Here is a 17,538-nt window from a genome sequence, read left to right as displayed (position 1 = left end):
GCATGGGGCCGCACCGCAAAAATTTAACCGTGTTTCTGCTTCGCGAAAATGACGCGCGCCAGAATGTTAAGCAACAATACGCACAGGGTAATAATCAGCACCCCGGCCCAGGCCAGCTGTTGCCATTCGGCAAACGGGCTCATGGCAAATTTGAATATGGTCACTGGCAGGTTGGCAATCGGCTGCATCATGTCGGTGCTCCAGAACTGGTTCGAGAGCGAGGTAAACAGCAGCGGCGCAGTTTCGCCAGCGATACGGGCGACAGCCAGCAGGACGCCAGTCATGATCCCGGAAATCGACGCTTTCAGCGTAATGGCAGAAATCATTTTCCACTTCGGCGTGCCCAGCGCATACGCCGCTTCACGCAGGCTGTCCGGCACCAGTTTCAGCATGTTCTCGGTGGTACGAATGACAATCGGCACCTGCAGCAGCGCCAGCGCAATCACGCCCGCCCAACCGGAGAAGTGCTGCATCTTCGCCACAACGATGGTGTAGACGAACAGGCCAACAACGATAGACGGCGCGGAAAGCAGAATGTCGTTGATGAAGCGAATCACTTCGGCAAGCCAGGATTTGCGGCCATACTCCGCCAGCCAAATTCCCGCCATGATGCCCAGCGGCGTCCCGACCACGGTCGACCACATGATAAGCAGACCGCTACCGGCCAGGGCATTCGCCAGACCACCGCCCGCTGTGTTCGGCGGCGGCGTCATTTCGGTGAACAGCGCCAGCGACATCCCATCAATCCCACGCGTGACCGTCGAGAACAGGATCCACACCAGCCAGAACAGGCCAAACACCATGGTTCCCATCGACAGCGTCAGCGCAATGCGGTTTTTGAATCGACGACGCGCCTGCATTTTGCGGCGAGACTCGATGAGCTCAGGAGTGGTTTGCATTTCTAAAGTCGCCATTAGCGTGCCCCTTCGTTTTTCGCGAGGCGTTTAACCATCAGCTTGGAAATGGCCAGCACGATAAAGGTGATCACAAACAGGATCAGGCCTAGCTCCATCAACGCCGAGACGTGCAGCCCGGATTCCGCTTCAGCGAACTCATTGGCGAGCGCAGAGGTAATGCTGTTGCCCGGCATATACAGCGACGCGCTGTCGAGCTGGTAGGTGTTACCGATGATGAACGTCACCGCCATCGTTTCACCGAGCGCACGACCCAGGCCAAGCATTACCCCACCGATCACACCATTTTTGGTGAACGGCAGAACGATACGCCAGATAACTTCCCAGGTGGTGCAGCCGATGCCGTAGGCCGACTCTTTCATCATCACCGGGGTTTGTTCGAACACATCACGCATAACAGCGGCGATGTAAGGAATAATCATGATGGCGAGGATAACCCCTGCCGCCAGCAGGCCGATACCAAACGCCGGACCAGAGAACAGGGCGCCAACGAATGGAATGGTAGACAGCACGTTGCCGACCGGCTCCTGGAAGTAGGTCGCAAACAGCGGGGCAAAGATAAACAGGCCCCACATGCCGTAAACAATACTCGGGATAGCGGCTAACAGTTCAATCGCGATACCCAGCGGGCGTTTCAGCCAGTTTGGCGCCAGCTCCGTCAGGAACAGGGCGATACCGAAACTCACCGGAACGGCAATCAGTAGGGCGATAACGGATGTCACGATCGTGCCGTAAATAGGCACCAGCGCACCGTAGATATCATTCGGTGCATCCCATTCTTTGGTCCACAGGAAGGAGAAACCAAATTTCTGGATGCTCGGCCAGGAAGAAATGATCAGGGAAACAATAATGCCGCCCAGCATCAATAGCACAATCAGCGCTGCCAGTTTTACCAGCACGCCGAAAATGATGTCACCCTTTTTACCCGGTGGGTTAAATGCAGGCTTGGTTGCAGCCATAAATTACTCTTCAGTTAAAGACGTCTTACGAATATGCCCAGCGGCGCAAGCACTTACCGGGCCTACAGCCTGAACTGTAGGGCGGGTAAGCGAAGTGCCACCCGCCATCTTCGTCAAATATATCCTGTTAGTACAGCGCTTTACCGCTGCTGTCTTTCACGTTGGTTTTCCATGCAGCACGTACCTGCTCAACCACGCTATCCGGCAGTGAAGCGTAATCCAGTGCGTTAGCTTCTTTGGCGCCATTTTTGTAGGCCCAGTCGAAGAACTTCAGCACTTCAACACCCTGCTCTGGTTTCTTCTGCTCTTTGTGAACCACAATGAAGGTAGTAGAGGTGATTGGCCACACGTCATCGCCTTTCTGGTTTGTCAGGTCCTGAGCGAAGGATTTGCTCCAGTCAGCGCCTTTAGCGGCGTTGGCAAAGCTTTCTTCGGTCGGGCTTACGGACTTGCCGTCAGCGGAAATCAGTTTGGTGTACGCGAGGTTGTTCTGCTTAGCGTAAGCGTATTCTACGTAGCCGATTGAGCCTGGCAGACGCTGAACGAAGGCGGCGATGCCATCATTGCCTTTACCGCCCAGACCGGTAGGCCAGTTAACGGTAGAGCCTGCACCGATTTTCGATTTCCACTCGTCGTTCACTTTAGACAAGTAGCTGGTGAACACGTAGGAGGTACCGGAACCGTCAGCCCGACGAACAACCGCGATGTTCTGAGAAGGCAGTTTTTTGCCTGGGTTCAGCTTAGTAATCGCTTCGTCATCCCACTTCTTGATTTTGCCAAGGTAGATGTCGCCGAGGGTTTTACCGTCGAGCACCAGTTCACCGGATTTGAAGCCTGGCAGGTTAACCGCCAGAACAACGCCACCGATAACGGTCGGGAACTGGAACAGGCCTTCCTGAGAGAGTTTTTCATCAGTCAGTGGCGCATCGGAAGCACCGAAATCCACAGTGTTGGCAGTAATCTGCTTCACACCACCGGAGGAACCGATACCCTGATAGTTGACCTTGTTACCGGTCTCTTTCTGGTAGGTATCTGCCCATTTGGCATACACCGGCGCCGGGAAGGTTGCACCCGCACCCGTCAGGCTTGCTGCTGCAAACGCAGAGAAAGCGCTCATCGATAAGGTCGCGGCGACAACAGTTGCGACAGTGGTACGCATAACTTTCATAATGTCTCCTGCAGATTTCGTAAATCGTTGTTTAAGTGGCTACGTTGAGCAAAATAGGACAAACAGGTGACAGTTAAATGTACGAAATATGACAGTTTTATGACGGGGAAAATTTAGCTTAAAAAAATCAGTTTTTTTGATTGATAATCAGATGGTTAGCTTTGTTTGTGACATTAACTTGTCAGTAAAATTTTCTTTTTATGACACTGCAAACGTTAGCTGAGTATGACAGGTTGTCATGTTTATGACGGTGAAATAGAGAAGAAAAAAGCCCTGCGGGAGCAGGGCTTTCGGGTATTACTCGACGGTCACCGATTTTGCCAGGTTACGCGGCTGGTCAACGTCGGTACCTTTGATCAGCGCCACGTGATAGGCCAGCAGCTGCAACGGCACGGTGTAGAAGATTGGCGCGATGACCTCTTCCACATGCGGCATTTCGATGATGTGCATGTTATCGCTGCTGTTGAAACCGGCATCCCGATCGGCGAAGACATACAGCACGCCACCACGGGCGCGTACTTCTTCGATGTTGGATTTCAGTTTTTCCAGCAGTTCGTTATTCGGTGCAATAACGATAACCGGCATATCCGCATCGATCAGCGCCAGCGGACCGTGCTTGAGTTCACCTGCCGCATACGCTTCCGCGTGAATGTAGGAGATCTCTTTCAGCTTCAGCGCGCCTTCGAGGGCAATAGGGTACTGATCGCCACGCCCCAGGAACAACGCGTGATGCTTGTCGGAGAAATCCTCCGCCAGGGCTTCGATGCGTTTGTCCTGTGAGAGCATTTGTTCGATACGGCTCGGCAGCGCCTGCAAACCCTGCACGATATCCTGCTCAATCGCTGCGTCCTGACCTTTCAGATTAGCCATTTTCGCCACCAGCATCAGCAGAACGGTCAGCTGTGTGGTGAACGCTTTGGTGGATGCCACGCCAATTTCAGTACCCGCGTTGGTCATCAGCGCCAGATCGGATTCGCGCACCAGCGATGAGCCCGCCACATTACAAATCGCGAGAGAGCCCAGATAACCCAGTTCTTTTGACAGGCGCAGCGCCGCCAGGGTATCCGCCGTTTCACCGGACTGGGAAAGGGTGATCATCAGGCTGTTGCGGCGTACTGCAGATTTGCGATAGCGAAATTCCGAGGCGATTTCGACATCGCATGGCACGCCGGCCAGCGATTCAAACCAGTAGCGCGACACCATACCTGAGTTGTAAGACGTGCCGCAGGCCACAATCTGAATGTGCTCAACGTTGGCCAGCATTTCGTTGGCGTTCGGTCCCAGCTCGCTGAGATCGATCTGCCCGTGGCTGATACGCCCGGTCAGGGTGCTTTTAATCGCGTTCGGCTGCTCGTAGATCTCTTTTTGCATGTAGTGACGATAAATGCCTTTGTCACCGGCGTCGTACTGCAAATTAGATTCGATGTCCGGGCGTTTTACCTGCTCGCCGGATTTAGCAAACACGGTCACACTGCGACGCGTCACTTCTGCGATATCGCCTTCTTCGAGGAAGATGAATCGACGGGTGACCGGCAACAGTGCCAGCTGGTCGGAGGCAATGAAGTTTTCACCCATGCCCAGACCAATCACCAGTGGGCTACCTGAACGGGCGGCCAGCAAGGTGTGCGGATCGCGGGTATCCATGATCACGGTACCGTAGGCGCCACGCAGTTGCGGGATGGCCCGCAGGACGGCTTCACGCAGCGTTCCACCCTGCTCCAGTTCCCAATGAACGAGGTGAGCAATCACTTCGGTATCGGTTTCTGAAACGAACACATAACCGCGAGACTGTAGCAGCTCGCGCAGCGGTTCGTGGTTTTCGATGATACCGTTATGCACCACGACGATGTGATCGGATACATGAGGATGCGCGTTGCCTTCTGACGGCTCACCATGGGTCGCCCAGCGGGTGTGCGCGATACCCGTGCCGCCATGCAACGGCTGATCTTCCGCCGCCTGAGACAGTATATTTACTTTACCGAGACGACGCAGACGGGTCAGATGCCCCTCGTTGTCGACCACTGCCAGTCCGGCAGAGTCATAACCGCGGTATTCCAGACGACGAAGCCCTTCGAGAAGGATTTCAGCAATATCACGCTGCGCGACTGCGCCAACAATTCCACACATAGTTAGATTTCCTGATATGGCACGATGCCATGCGTTGTCGCTGACCTGTATTTCCGGTTTTTACCGGAGCCCCGAGCCTTGTAGAGAGTGGGGTTATTGTTTTAGTTACTGCTATTGGGCGGAGGATTATGTTATCCCCTCATCCCCTGTCTGCCTGATGACGGCTACGTCTTATCAGGCCTACAAAGTCGTTGGGCGGGTCAGCGAAGCGCCACCCGCCGCTTTCATTACGTCTTCTTCACCGGGCGTTGCCAGCCTTGCTTATGCACCTGCGGCACACGGCTTAATACCAGTTCGTTATCAGCCACGTCGCGGGTCACGGTGGTTCCGGCGGCAATCGTCACGCCTTTACCGATGCTGACCGGGGCCACCAGCTGAGAATCAGAACCGACAAACACATCATCGCCGATGATGGTTTTGAATTTGTTCGCACCATCGTAGTTACAGGTGATGGTGCCTGCGCCAATATTAACGTTATCGCCAATTTCAGCGTCGCCGAGATAGCTCAGGTGGCCGGCTTTGGAGCCTTTACCCAGACGCGCTTTTTTCATTTCTACGAAGTTGCCTACGTGCGCGCCTTCCAGCAGTTCAGCGCCTGGACGTAGACGGGCGAACGGACCAATGGTACAGGCGGCATGCAGTTGAGCATCTTCCACCACGCTGTACGGGCTGATTTCGCAGTCATCGCCGATTACGCTATTTTTAATCACGCAACCTGCGCCAATTTTTACGCGATGACCGAGCGTAACCTTGCCCTCAAGGATAACGTTAGTATCAATTGAAACGTCGCGCCCGTGAGTGACGCTGCCGCGCAGATCAAACCGCTGTGGATCTCGTAACATGACGCCAGCCAGCAGCAACTTTTCAGCCTGCTCGCTTTGGTACACACGTTCCAGACGGGAAAGCTGCAGACGGTTGTTCACGCCTTCCACTTCGCTTAAGCGAGCCGGATGAACGGCAGCAATTTCACGCCCTTCCAGGTACGCCATGGCGATGATATCGGTGATGTAGAACTCGCCCTGGGCGTTGTTGTTATCGAGCTTGCCCAGCCAGCGTTTGAGGTCCGCGCCACCGGCAATCAGGATCCCGGTATTGATCTCCTGAATTTCACGCTGTGCATCGGTCGCATCTTTGTGCTCTACAATCCCAGTCACCTGACCATTTTCACGGGTGATTCGCCCGTAACCGGTTGGGTCATCAAGCTTAACGGTCAGCAGACCAATCCCACCCTGCGGTTTCGCCGCACGCAGACGCTCAAGCGTTTCAACAGAGATAAGCGGCACGTCACCGTACAGCATCATGATGTCTTCATCATCGCCGAAGAACGGCGCAGCCTGCTGCATTGCGTGCCCGGTGCCAAGCTGTTCGGCTTGAAGCACCCAATTCAGGTTGCTTTCGCTGAGGGTTTGTTTCAGCAGTTCACCACCGTGTCCGTAGACCAGATGAACCTGAGATGCGCCTAATTCATCAGCAGCATCAATAACATGCTGAACCATCGGCTTGCCCGCCAGTGTATGCAACACTTTCGGGAGATCGGAATACATGCGAGTTCCTTTGCCAGCGGCAAGGATAACCACGCTCATCGCACTGTTTGACATACGCATCCTGACAGTTGTTTGAGTGAGAAGTTAAACCCTTTCACATTGAAATTTCTACATATTTTTCATCATGAAATGAAGTGCAGAGAAAATAGCCATGTGAAAGCTAAAATGGATTTATGACGCTATTTTCAGCTATCGTAGCGCGCTTTGTCTCGAAAAAAAGACCCAACATCCGAAGATTAGCCGCTATGTTGCTGCTTTGGCTGTTCTTTTGACACCTGAATCAAGAATGCTGTTGTGCTGAAAAACAAAAAGGCCGCCTTTCGGCGACCTTCTTTTATTCTTTTTGTGCAACAAATCAGAGGATTAGAAGCTCAGATTGCTGAACATTGCGATGATTTTATGAAAGCGTTTCATTTTGATTCCTGCATAGCATGCATTGTTATGTGATCTAACTCACAAAACAAAGTCTACGCCGGGTTTTTGAACGATGCAACATTTATGTGACACTTATCACACTTAAGGGTTACATCAGGGTACCACCCAATAAAAAAGCCAGCCTGGAAACCAGACTGGCTTTTATGCTTTCAAGCCGGTGTTACATCGCTTTTTTGGTCAACTCGATAACGCGCAGTTTGGCGATCGCTTTGGCCAGTTCCGCAGACGCCTGAGCGTAGTCCACGTCGCCGTGAGAGCTCTTAATGTGCTCTTCCGCTTTACGTTTCGCTTCCAGAGCTCGCGCTTGGTCGAGATCCTGGCCACGGATGGCGGTGTCAGCCAGTACGGTTACGTTACCTGGCTGCACTTCCAACACACCGCCGGACAAGTAGATAAACTCTTCATGTCCATGCTGCTTCACGATGCGAATCATACCAGGCTTAATGGCGGTGAGCAGCGGGGCGTGACCCGGGTAAATACCCAGCTCACCTTCGCTACCCGTTACCTGGATCTTTTCGACCAGACCGGAGAACATTTGGCTCTCCGCGCTGACGACATCCAGGTGATAAGTCATTGCCATGTCACCCTCCGATTAAGGCGTTAAAGTTTTTTAGCTTTCTCGACAGCTTCGTCGATAGTGCCAACCATGTAGAACGCCTGCTCTGGCAGATGGTCATACTCGCCGTCCATGATGCCTTTAAAGCCACGGATGGTATCTTTCAGCGAGACGAACTTGCCCGGAGCACCGGTGAAGACTTCTGCTACGAAGAATGGCTGAGACAGGAAGCGCTGGATCTTACGCGCACGTGCTACAACCAGTTTATCTTCTTCGGAAAGCTCATCCATACCCAGGATTGCGATGATATCTTTCAATTCCTGGTAACGCTGCAGGATGGACTGAACGCCACGCGCGGTGTCGTAGTGTTCCTGGCCAACAACCAGTGGATCCAGCTGACGGCTGGTGGAATCCAGCGGGTCAACGGCTGGGTAGATACCCAGAGACGCGATCTGACGGCTCAGTACCACGGTTGCATCCAAGTGAGCAAAGGTGGTGGCTGGAGATGGGTCAGTCAAGTCATCCGCAGGTACATATACCGCCTGAACGGAGGTGATAGAACCGGTTTTGGTTGAAGTGATACGTTCCTGAAGAACGCCCATCTCTTCGGCCAGAGTCGGCTGATAACCTACCGCAGAAGGCATACGACCCAGCAGTGCAGATACTTCTGTACCGGCCAGGGTATAACGGTAGATGTTATCGACGAACAGCAGTACGTCACGACCTTCGTCACGGAATTTCTCAGCCATGGTCAGACCGGTCAGAGCAACGCGCAGACGGTTTCCCGGTGGCTCGTTCATCTGGCCGTAAACCAAGGATACTTTATCCAGTACGTTGGAATCGGTCATTTCGTGGTAGAAGTCGTTACCCTCACGAGTACGTTCACCCACGCCCGCAAATACGGAGTAACCGGAGTGTTCGATAGCGATGTTACGGATAAGCTCCATCATGTTTACGGTTTTGCCTACACCGGCACCACCGAACAGACCAACTTTACCACCCTTCGCAAACGGACAAATCAGGTCCATTACTTTGATGCCGGTTTCCAGCAGTTCCTGGGAACTTGACAGCTCTTCATAGGAAGGTGCTGCACGGTGAATCGCCCAACGGTCTTCTTCACCGATATCGCCTTTCATGTCGATAGGCTGGCCCAGTACGTTCATGATACGACCGAGCGTTGCTTTACCTACTGGGACTTCGATTGGGTGCTCGAGGTCTTTAACATCCAGACCACGACGCAGACCGTCGGAAGAACCCATGGCGATGGTACGGACGATACCACCCCCGAGCTGCTGCTGAACTTCCAGCACCAGGCTCTCGTTACCATTCATAACCTCAAGAGCATCGTACACACGCGGTACGGCATCCTGAGGGAATTCGACGTCAACCACGGCGCCGATTACCTGGACAATTTTTCCAGTAGCCATCTTGAATCCTCTACGAATTAACCTGGTTATACCGCGGATGCACCACCGACGATTTCGGTGAGTTCCTGAGTAATGCTGGCCTGACGAGCTTTGTTGTATACCAACTGCAGCTCTTTAATCAGGCTGCCGCCATTGTCGGTCGCGGCTTTCATCGCCACCATACGTGCGGCCTGCTCGCTGGCCAGGTTTTCTACCACGCCCTGATAAACCTGAGACTCGACGTAACGACGCAGCAGGGTGTCCAGCAGCGCTTTCGGATCAGGTTCGTACAGGTAATCCCAGGATTTACGCTTCAGATCCTCGTCTTCTGATGCCGGCAGCGGCAGCAGTTGAGTAATGGTCGGAGCCTGAGACATGGTGTTAATAAATTTGTTGCTGACAACATACAGCTTGTCCAGACGGCCTTCATCGTAGGCCTGCAACATCACTTTTACCGGGCCGATCAGTTCGGACAGGGAAGGGTTATCGCCCATTCCTGTCACCTGAGCAACCACGTTACCGCTAACGGAATTAAAGAAAGACACGCCCTTGGAGCCGATCATCGCGAGTTCGCTCTGAACGCCTTTATCGGACCATGCTTTCATATCTGCCAGCACTTTTTTGAACAGGTTAATGTTCAAACCGCCGCACAGACCACGGTCAGTGGACACCACCAGGTAGCCCACGCGTTTGACTTCGCGTTCTTCCAGGTAAGGGTGCTTATATTCCAGATTACCGGTGGCAAGGTGACCAATCACTTTGCGCATGGTATCAGCATAAGGGCGGCTGGCTGCCATGCGTTCCTGCGATTTACGCATTTTGGACGCGGCGACCATTTCCATCGCTTTAGTGATCTTCTGCGTGTTCTGGACGCTTGCGATCTTACTACGTATCTCTTTTGCGCCGGCCATGAGCTTCTCCTCAATGCCTAACGGCCTGCCCTAGGACAGACCGTCAGACGTTACCAGGACTGGGTTGCTTTGAAGGAATCGAGGATGCCTTTCAGCTTGCCTTCGATTTCGTCGTTATAGCCACCGGTCTGGTTGATTTCTTGCATCAGCGGAGCGTGGTCACGGTCGACGTAAGCCAGCAGAGCGGCTTCGAAGCTACCGATTTTCGCCAGTTCCACATCTTCGAGGTAACCGCGTTCAGCCGCGAACAGAACCAGACCCTGCTGTGCTACAGACATTGGGGCATACTGTTTCTGTTTCAGCAGCTCGGTCACTTTCTGACCGTGGCTCAGCTGTTTACGGGTTGCTTCATCCAGATCGGATGCGAACTGAGAGAACGCAGCCAGTTCACGATACTGTGCCAGAGCGGTACGAATACCACCGGACAGTTTCTTAATGATCTTGGTCTGAGCAGCACCGCCCACACGGGATACGGAGATACCTGGGTTAACTGCCGGACGAATACCGGAGTTAAACAGGTTGGTTTCCAGGAAGATCTGACCATCGGTAATCGAGATTACGTTAGTCGGAACGAACGCAGAAACGTCACCCGCCTGAGTCTCGATGATTGGCAGAGCAGTCAAGGAACCGGTTTGACCTTTAACTTCACCTTTGGTGAAGTTCTCAACGTATTCCGCATTTACGCGGGATGCGCGTTCCAGCAGACGGGAGTGGAGATAGAACACGTCGCCCGGGAATGCTTCACGTCCAGGTGGACGACGGAGCAGCAGGGAAACCTGACGGTAAGCAACAGCCTGTTTGGACAGGTCATCGTAAACGATCAGTGCATCTTCACCGCGGTCACGGAAGTATTCGCCCATTGCGCAACCGGCATATGGCGCCAGGTATTGCAGTGCAGCAGATTCAGACGCGGTCGCAACAACAACGATGGTGTTGGCCAGAGCGTTATGCTCTTCCAGTTTACGAACCACGTTTGAAATGGTGGACGCTTTCTGGCCGATAGCCACGTACACACATTTGATGCCGGAATCGCGCTGGTTGATGATTGCATCGATCGCCATTGCGGTTTTACCGGTCTGACGGTCACCGATGATCAGCTCACGCTGGCCACGGCCGATTGGAATCATCGCATCAACAGATTTATAGCCGGTCTGAACAGGCTGGTCGACAGACTGACGCTCGATTACGCCCGGTGCGATAACTTCGATTGGCGAGAAGCCATCGTTATCAACTGGACCTTTACCGTCAATCGGTGCACCCAGGGTGTTCACCACGCGGCCTAACATGCCACGGCCAACCGGTACTTCAAGAATACGGCCAGTACACTTAACCTTCATGCCTTCGGCGAGGTCAGCATACGGACCCATCACAACAGCACCTACGGAGTCGCGCTCCAGGTTCAGTGCGATAGCGTAACGGTTACCCGGCAGGGAAATCATCTCACCCTGCATACAATCGGCCAGGCCGTGGATGCGGATAACACCGTCGCTTACAGAAACAATAGTACCTTCGTTATGAGCCTCGCTCACAACATTGAACTGAGCAATGCGCTGCTTGATCAGTTCGCTGATTTCGGTGGAATTCAGTTGCATGCTCCAGTCCCCTTAAGACTGCAATACGTCTGCAAGGCGTTCAAGACGGCCGCGTACGCTACCATCAATGACCGTATCACCCGTGCGGATGATAACGCCTGCCATTACAGACTTATCGATTTTGCAATTCAGCTTAACTTTGCGTGACAGACGTTTTTCCATCGCGGCAGAGATTTTCGCGAGCTGTTCGTCACTCAGTGCCGTTGCGGAAGTCACTTCGACTTCTGCTGTCGCTTCACTCAGTGCGCGTAAATGCGCGAACTGCTCGAGAACATCCGGGAGCGCCTTAAGACGACCATTTTCAGCCATTACCCGAATCAGGTTCTGGCCGCTGGCGTCCAGCTGCTCACCGCAGATTGCGATAAACGCGTCTGCGAGCGTTTCCGGCGCAAGAGCGCCAGAAAGTAACTCTGCCATGTGATCGTTTTTCGTGACCTCGGCGGCAAACGACAGCATATCCTGCCAGTTATCTACGCGTTGGTTTTCGACCGCAAAGTCAAAAGCTGCTTTGGCGTAGGGGCGAGCTACCGTTACAAATTCAGACATCAGCCCCTCCCTCCTTACAGTTCAGCGACAAGTTTATCCACGATGTCGCTGTTAGCAGCTTCATCCACGGAACGTTCGATGATCTTCTCGGCACCAGCAACAGCCAGAATCGCGACCTGCTTGCGAAGTTCTTCGCGAGCACGTTTACGCTCGGCATCGATTTCAGCCTGAGCCTGGGCAACGATTTTGCTTCGTTCCTGTTCTGCTTCAACCTTCGCTTCGTCCATGATCTGAGAACGGCGTTTGTTGGCCTGTTCAATGATCACTTGGGCTTCCGCTTTGGCTTTTTTCAGCTGGTCGGTCGCGTTGGCCTGTGCAAGGCCCAAATCTTTCTGAGCACGTTCTGCGGAAGCCAAACCGTCAGAAATTTCTTTCTGACGCTTCTCGATGGCTGCCATTAATGGCGGCCATACATACTTCATGCAGAACCAGACAAAGAGAATAAACGCGATGGCCTGGCCGAGGATTGTTGCGTTCATGTTCACAGCACAATACCTCTTAAAAAGTTAACGGCTACTTACTACGCGACAGCAAACATCACGTACAGACCCAGACCGACAGCGATCATCGGGATAGCATCCACCAGACCCATAACGATAAAGAACTGAGTACGCAGCAGAGGAATCAGATCCGGTTGACGCGCTGCGCCTTCCAGGAATTTACCTCCGAGGATGCCGATACCGATCGCAGCACCGATTGCCGCCAGACCCATCATCACAGCGGCAGCCATGTACAGCAGATCCATATTCAGGTTTTCCATGACAGTCTCCAGTTTGTTTCAGTTAAAACGTAGTAGTGTTGGTAAAGAATCAGTGCTCTTCAGACGCCATCGACAGATAGACGATCGTCAGAACCATGAAGATAAAGGCTTGCAGCGTAATAATCAGGATGTGGAAAATGGCCCAAGGCACATTCAGAATCCACTGTGACCACCACGGCAGAAGGCCCGCGATCAGAATGAAAATCAGCTCACCCGCATACATGTTGCCGAACAGTCGCAGACCGAGAGAAACCGGTTTAGACAGCAGGCTGACGCCTTCCAGGATCAAGTTGACCGGAATAAACGCCCAGTGATTGAACGGCTGCAGGGTAAGCTCTTTAACAAAGCCGCCAACGCCTTTCATTTTGATGCTGTAGAAAATAATCAGGATAAACACGCCCAGCGCCATAGAGAGGGTGATGTTCACGTCCGCAGACGGCACCACGCGCAGAGCTGGCAGGCCAAAAATATGCTCGCCGATGTAAGGAATAAGGTCGATTGGCAGCAAGTCCATCAGGTTCATCAGGAAGACCCAAACGAACACCGTCAGCGCCAGCGGCGCAATCAGCTTGCTCTTGCCATGGTACATGTCCTTCACGCTGCTATGGACAAAACCGATGATCAACTCAATAGCCGTCTGGAATTTCCCTGGTACACCGCTGGTTGCTCTTTTCGCAACACCGCGGAAAATGGCAAGGAACAACAGACCCAGAACCACCGAGAAGAACATGGAGTCAATGTTGAGCGTCCAGAAGGTGGCCGGGGGGTTATGCGGATCCACCAGCGAGAAAGTACGCAGATCAAGCTGAAGGTTATTCAGATGATGACCTATGTATTCCTGCGGCGTCATATTTTCTGAAGCCATGATGCCTTTTACCCTTTGTTGTTGATTACAGCTGGCGCCAGAACTTGTACCACCAGCACCAAAACCCACGTCACTATCAGCGGCAAAAATACCACTTTAACAACCGCCAGCGCCACCGCCAGGAGGGCAAAGGTCAGCAACACCTTGAAGACTTCGCCGAAGGCGAAAGACCAGGCCACTCGGCCTTTGGCTGGTGTATGCGCCTGATGACGCCAGGCAAAAATCATAAACAATGCATTTGGCACGACAACCGCCAAACCTCCACATACTGCGGAGATGCCCCAGAAGGGGTCTTTGAGGCAAAACAGCAATCCACTTGCCGTTACCGCCAGAAGCTGAATGAACAGAAGCTTACGAGCCACGTTTCTACTCAAGAGCGACACAGACATCACGTTTTACTCCTGCTCCCTTCGAGGTATGCCGCGTGTCGTATAAAACGTTCTTTGACGCTCTGAGTCAAGCTTCAAAAAGCGGACAAATTATACGGTGACGCCCCGTTAATTCAAACAATAAGTAGCGAAAAGGTGAATAAATGTTTAAATATTTTTCGACTGCACTGTTTTTCGACTTTTTGCGAAAGTGTGAACAATCAGGCAAAACCGCAAACAACGCGAAAAACGGCACATAAAAGCGTGCATTCGATCACAAAAAAAACATTTTCACGGTTATCGAAAAGACGCATAGAAAAAATTCATAGAATTCATCTTTCTGAATTTAATAACAAAAATAACAGATTATTTTTAAAACAGCCCCATACACCACAAAAACCTTTCATTGACATTTTTAATAAACATTTAACATTCGAATACGGTTCACAATGCCGATTTTTAGCAGGCTGATATTTTCGTGGTTGACTATTTTATCGGGCAAGCAACTACTCAAACGTGAGTGAAATGTAAAAAAACAGTGATCGTTGCGTTAAATGTAACTGAACGTATCACTGCTTTTACCATCACGTTTTAACACTTTGCAGGTCGGTGAAACTTAACATTATTTGATAAAGATTAAACTTTTGTGTGCTTAATTTTGACCAGATGACGCTCACCCTCAAGCTGCGGAACCGTAAGTTCAATCATCTCTTCCACCGTAAATTCCGCAGGAAGTTGAGCAATCTCATCATCAGGCAACAGGCCCTTCAACGCATAGAAACGTCCATGCTCGCCTGGCAGGTGATGACACCAGTTCACCATATCGGTCAGGGACGCAAATGCGCGGCTGATAACACCGTCAAAAGGCGGTTCTGCTGGGAATTCCTCCACGCGGCTTTGCACAGGCGTAACATTATCGAGTTTCAGCTCGTGCTGCACCTGCCTCAGGAAGCGTACGCGCTTGCCGAGACTATCGAGTAGAGTGAATTGCGCTTGCGGCAGGACAATCGCCAGCGGGATCCCCGGTAAACCCGGGCCGGTTCCCACATCAATGAAACGTGTTCCCTGCAAATGAGGCGCAACGATGATGCTGTCGAGAATATGACGCACCAGCATCTCGTTCGGATCGCGTACGGAAGTCAGGTTGTACGCTTTATTCCATTTGTGGAGCAGTTCGACGTAAGCCACCAGCTGTTGCTGCTGGTGATCGGACAACGAAATACCTGCTTCTTCGAGCAGACGAGAGAGTTTGTTAAGCACGGTAAATACCTGTTGGCGATAATTTGCCGGATGGCGGCTTCGCCTTATCCGGCCTACATTGTAGGCCCGGTAAGCGCTGCGCCACCGGGCATTATTCGATAAGTTAAGCGCTGCGGCGCAGCATGCCCTGCTTTTTCAGCCAGACCAGTAAAATGGAAATAGCGGCAGGGGTGACGCCAGAAATGCGTGTGGCCTGACCTATGGAGGATGGTTTGTGATCGTTTAGTTTGGCGATCACTTCGTTAGACAGCCCTGAGACTTGGCGATAATCAAGTGTAGCAGGCAATATCGTGTTTTCATTGCGTTGCTGCTTTTCGATCTCATCCTGCTGACGGGCGATATAACCTTCGTATTTGACCTGGATCTCCACCTGCTCAGCGGCCTGATGATCGCCCAGACCCGGCGCAAACGGCGACAGCTGAACCAGTTGTTCATAAGTCATTTCCGGGCGACGCAGCAGATCTTCTCCGCTGGCTTCACGCGAAAGCGGCGCCGTCAGGTGAGCGTTTACTTCGTCGGCAGATGCCGCAGTTGGGTTAACCCACGTCGTTTTCAGACGCTGACGCTCGCGTTCGATGCATTCCAGCTTCTCGTTGTAACGTGCCCAGCGTTCATCATCTACCAGACCCAGCTCGCGACCCTGTTCGGTCAGGCGCAGATCGGCGTTGTCTTCGCGCAGCATCAGGCGATATTCCGCGCGGGAGGTGAACATGCGGTACGGTTCTTTGGTTCCGAGGGTGCAAAGGTCGTCCACCAGCACGCCGAGGTAAGCCTGATCGCGACGCGGTGACCAACCGTCTTTGTCCGCAGAACAGCGTGCAGCGTTGAGACCGGCCAGCAGGCCCTGTGCTGCAGCTTCTTCGTAACCGGTGGTGCCGTTGATCTGTCCAGCAAAGAACAGACCCTGGATGTATTTGCTTTCCAGCGTCGGCTTCAGGTCACGTGGATCGAAGAAATCATATTCAATGGCATAGCCAGGACGCACGATCTTCGCATTTTCCATACCATGCATGGAACGGACGATCTGAATCTGCACATCGAACGGCAGGCTGGTGGAGATACCATTGGGGTAAATTTCGTTGGAGGTCAGCCCTTCCGGCTCCAGGAAAATCTGATGCTGGTTGCGATCGGCAAAGCGCATCACTTTGTCTTCAATCGATGGGCAATAGCGTGGGCCAATCCCTTCGATGACGCCTGCGTACATTGGGCTACGATCGAGATTATTGCGAATCACGTCATGGGTTTTTTCGTTGGTATGCGTGATGTAACACGGTACCTGACGCGGGTGCTGCGCCGTATTCCCCATGAACGAGAACACTGGCATCGGGTTGTCACCATGCTGTTGAGCCAGAACGCTGAAATCGATGGTACGGGCATCAATGCGCGGCGGCGTACCCGTTTTTAGGCGGCTGACGCGCAGCGGCAATTCACGCAGACGACGAGACAGTGGGATGGATGGCGGATCGCCAGCACGGCCACCGCTGTAGTTATCCAGACCAATGTGAATTTTTCCATCGAGGAATGTCCCGACGGTTAATACCACGGCTTTAGCACGGAACTTTAGGCCCATCTGAGTGACAGCGCCTACAACCCGATCGTTTTCGACGATCAGATCTTCCACCGCCTGCTGAAAGATCATCAGGTTTGGCTGATTCTCCAGCGCGGTGCGAACGGCCTGACGATACAGCACGCGATCGGCCTGAGCACGAGTCGCCCGAACGGCAGGGCCTTTGCTGGCGTTTAGTATCCTAAACTGGATACCCGCATGGTCGATAGCGTTGGCCATCAGCCCGCCGAGTGCATCCACTTCTTTTACCAGGTGTCCTTTCCCAATGCCGCCAATAGCCGGGTTACAGCTCATCTGTCCCAGTGTGTCGATATTGTGTGTCAACAGCAGGGTTTGCTGACCCATACGTGCTGCGGCCATCGCGGCCTCAGTACCTGCATGACCCCCGCCAATGATGATGACGTCAAAAGGATCCTGATAAAACATGGTGGTCTGCCTCGCTTGAAAGCGGTTTGAAAAGTGATTGAAGCCCGGGCCGTGGATTCTACTCAACTTTGGCTGTCGGAGAAAGCACCTGGGATCCTGGGTATTTAATAGAAGATCTTTTATTTAGAGATCTG

Annotated in this window: 16 protein-coding genes; all 16 read right to left on the bottom strand. The window is 52.7% G+C overall.

Annotated features, from left to right (window positions below; translation table 11 throughout):
* Window positions 1–23 precede the first annotated feature (23 nt).
* Window positions 24–914, bottom strand: a complete 891-nt coding sequence (gene pstA / locus MUU46_RS11120) for a phosphate ABC transporter permease PstA (protein ID WP_159756829.1) — start codon at window positions 912–914, stop codon at window positions 24–26.
* A complete protein-coding gene (pstC, locus tag MUU46_RS11115) occupies window positions 914–1,873 on the bottom strand; it encodes a phosphate ABC transporter permease PstC (RefSeq protein WP_110512433.1) in 960 nt (319 codons plus the stop codon). The genes pstA and pstC overlap by 1 nt, the downstream gene beginning before the upstream one ends.
* A gap of 127 nt (window positions 1,874–2,000) precedes the next feature.
* On the bottom strand, window positions 2,001–3,041 hold the full coding sequence (gene pstS / locus MUU46_RS11110) for a phosphate ABC transporter substrate-binding protein PstS (protein WP_159756826.1): 1,041 nt from the start codon (window positions 3,039–3,041) through the stop codon (window positions 2,001–2,003).
* Window positions 3,042–3,338: 297 nt separating this feature from the next.
* A complete protein-coding gene (gene glmS / locus MUU46_RS11105; protein WP_159756821.1) occupies window positions 3,339–5,168 on the bottom strand; it encodes a glutamine--fructose-6-phosphate transaminase (isomerizing) in 1,830 nt (609 codons plus the stop codon).
* A gap of 227 nt (window positions 5,169–5,395) precedes the next feature.
* Window positions 5,396–6,766 carry a bifunctional UDP-N-acetylglucosamine diphosphorylase/glucosamine-1-phosphate N-acetyltransferase GlmU gene (gene glmU / locus MUU46_RS11100; RefSeq protein WP_258965553.1) on the bottom strand — a complete coding sequence of 457 codons (1,371 nt, stop codon included), beginning with the start codon at window positions 6,764–6,766 and terminating at the stop codon, window positions 5,396–5,398.
* A 541-nt stretch (window positions 6,767–7,307) separates the two neighbouring features.
* Window positions 7,308–7,727, bottom strand: a complete 420-nt coding sequence (locus tag MUU46_RS11095; protein WP_159756815.1) for a F0F1 ATP synthase subunit epsilon — start codon at window positions 7,725–7,727, stop codon at window positions 7,308–7,310.
* Window positions 7,728–7,747: 20 nt separating this feature from the next.
* Entirely contained in the window at window positions 7,748–9,130 is a 1,383-nt protein-coding gene (gene atpD, locus MUU46_RS11090) for a F0F1 ATP synthase subunit beta (RefSeq protein WP_159756812.1), read from the bottom strand.
* A gap of 26 nt (window positions 9,131–9,156) precedes the next feature.
* Window positions 9,157–10,020: a F0F1 ATP synthase subunit gamma gene (atpG, locus tag MUU46_RS11085; RefSeq protein WP_159756809.1), complete on the bottom strand. Its 864-nt coding sequence runs from the start codon at window positions 10,018–10,020 to the stop codon at window positions 9,157–9,159.
* A 50-nt stretch (window positions 10,021–10,070) separates the two neighbouring features.
* Window positions 10,071–11,612: a F0F1 ATP synthase subunit alpha gene (gene atpA / locus MUU46_RS11080; RefSeq protein ID WP_159756806.1), complete on the bottom strand. Its 1,542-nt coding sequence runs from the start codon at window positions 11,610–11,612 to the stop codon at window positions 10,071–10,073.
* Window positions 11,613–11,624: 12 nt separating this feature from the next.
* The gene (gene atpH / locus MUU46_RS11075; RefSeq protein ID WP_159756803.1) at window positions 11,625–12,158 is read right to left on the bottom strand and encodes a F0F1 ATP synthase subunit delta; all 534 of its coding nucleotides are present in this window, start codon (window positions 12,156–12,158) and stop codon (window positions 11,625–11,627) included.
* 14 nt (window positions 12,159–12,172) lie between these two features.
* A complete protein-coding gene (gene atpF / locus MUU46_RS11070) occupies window positions 12,173–12,643 on the bottom strand; it encodes a F0F1 ATP synthase subunit B (RefSeq protein ID WP_159756800.1) in 471 nt (156 codons plus the stop codon).
* 35 nt (window positions 12,644–12,678) lie between these two features.
* Window positions 12,679–12,918, bottom strand: coding sequence for a F0F1 ATP synthase subunit C (atpE, locus tag MUU46_RS11065; protein ID WP_000429386.1), 240 nt, complete (start codon window positions 12,916–12,918; stop codon window positions 12,679–12,681).
* A gap of 49 nt (window positions 12,919–12,967) precedes the next feature.
* Complete coding sequence (gene atpB, locus MUU46_RS11060; RefSeq protein WP_159756797.1) at window positions 12,968–13,783, bottom strand: F0F1 ATP synthase subunit A; 816 nt, start codon at window positions 13,781–13,783, stop codon at window positions 12,968–12,970.
* Between the two features lie 8 nt (window positions 13,784–13,791).
* Window positions 13,792–14,172 carry a F0F1 ATP synthase subunit I gene (gene atpI / locus MUU46_RS11055; RefSeq protein ID WP_159757733.1) on the bottom strand — a complete coding sequence of 127 codons (381 nt, stop codon included), beginning with the start codon at window positions 14,170–14,172 and terminating at the stop codon, window positions 13,792–13,794.
* Window positions 14,173–14,787: 615 nt separating this feature from the next.
* Window positions 14,788–15,411 carry a 16S rRNA (guanine(527)-N(7))-methyltransferase RsmG gene (gene rsmG, locus MUU46_RS11050; protein WP_159756794.1) on the bottom strand — a complete coding sequence of 208 codons (624 nt, stop codon included), beginning with the start codon at window positions 15,409–15,411 and terminating at the stop codon, window positions 14,788–14,790.
* A 103-nt stretch (window positions 15,412–15,514) separates the two neighbouring features.
* Window positions 15,515–17,404 (bottom strand): tRNA uridine-5-carboxymethylaminomethyl(34) synthesis enzyme MnmG, encoded by a 1,890-nt coding sequence (gene mnmG / locus MUU46_RS11045; RefSeq protein WP_258965552.1) that lies wholly within the window; start codon window positions 17,402–17,404, stop codon window positions 15,515–15,517.
* Window positions 17,405–17,538: the final 134 nt, after the last annotated feature.

This window comes from Scandinavium tedordense (assembly GCF_024764965.1).
GTDB classification, from domain to species: Bacteria; Pseudomonadota; Gammaproteobacteria; order Enterobacterales; family Enterobacteriaceae; genus Scandinavium; species Scandinavium tedordense.
The sequence above is the reverse complement of the archived record's forward strand: the minus strand, read 5'-3'. Positions and strand labels throughout refer to the sequence as shown.

Bases quoted from the DNA above. Each gene is read 5' to 3' on its own strand.
- atpA (WP_159756806.1), bottom strand. From the start codon at position 11,612: ATGCAACTGAATTCCACCGAAATCAGCGAACTGATCAAGCAGCGCATT.
- atpB (WP_159756797.1), bottom strand. From the start codon at position 13,783: ATGGCTTCAGAAAATATGACGCCGCAGGAATACATAGGTCATCATCTG.
- pstC (WP_110512433.1), bottom strand. From the start codon at position 1,873: ATGGCTGCAACCAAGCCTGCATTTAACCCACCGGGTAAAAAGGGTGAC.
- mnmG (WP_258965552.1), bottom strand. From the start codon at position 17,404: ATGTTTTATCAGGATCCTTTTGACGTCATCATCATTGGCGGGGGTCAT.
- glmS (WP_159756821.1), bottom strand. From the start codon at position 5,168: ATGTGTGGAATTGTTGGCGCAGTCGCGCAGCGTGATATTGCTGAAATC.
- atpI (WP_159757733.1), bottom strand. From the start codon at position 14,172: ATGTCTGTGTCGCTCTTGAGTAGAAACGTGGCTCGTAAGCTTCTGTTC.
- atpD (WP_159756812.1), bottom strand. From the start codon at position 9,130: ATGGCTACTGGAAAAATTGTCCAGGTAATCGGCGCCGTGGTTGACGTC.
- glmU (WP_258965553.1), bottom strand. From the start codon at position 6,766: ATGTCAAACAGTGCGATGAGCGTGGTTATCCTTGCCGCTGGCAAAGGA.
- atpE (WP_000429386.1), bottom strand. From the start codon at position 12,918: ATGGAAAACCTGAATATGGATCTGCTGTACATGGCTGCCGCTGTGATG.
- pstS (WP_159756826.1), bottom strand. From the start codon at position 3,041: ATGAAAGTTATGCGTACCACTGTCGCAACTGTTGTCGCCGCGACCTTA.
- MUU46_RS11095 (WP_159756815.1), bottom strand. From the start codon at position 7,727: ATGGCAATGACTTATCACCTGGATGTCGTCAGCGCGGAGAGCCAAATG.
- pstA (WP_159756829.1), bottom strand. From the start codon at position 914: ATGGCGACTTTAGAAATGCAAACCACTCCTGAGCTCATCGAGTCTCGC.
- atpH (WP_159756803.1), bottom strand. From the start codon at position 12,158: ATGTCTGAATTTGTAACGGTAGCTCGCCCCTACGCCAAAGCAGCTTTT.
- atpG (WP_159756809.1), bottom strand. From the start codon at position 10,020: ATGGCCGGCGCAAAAGAGATACGTAGTAAGATCGCAAGCGTCCAGAAC.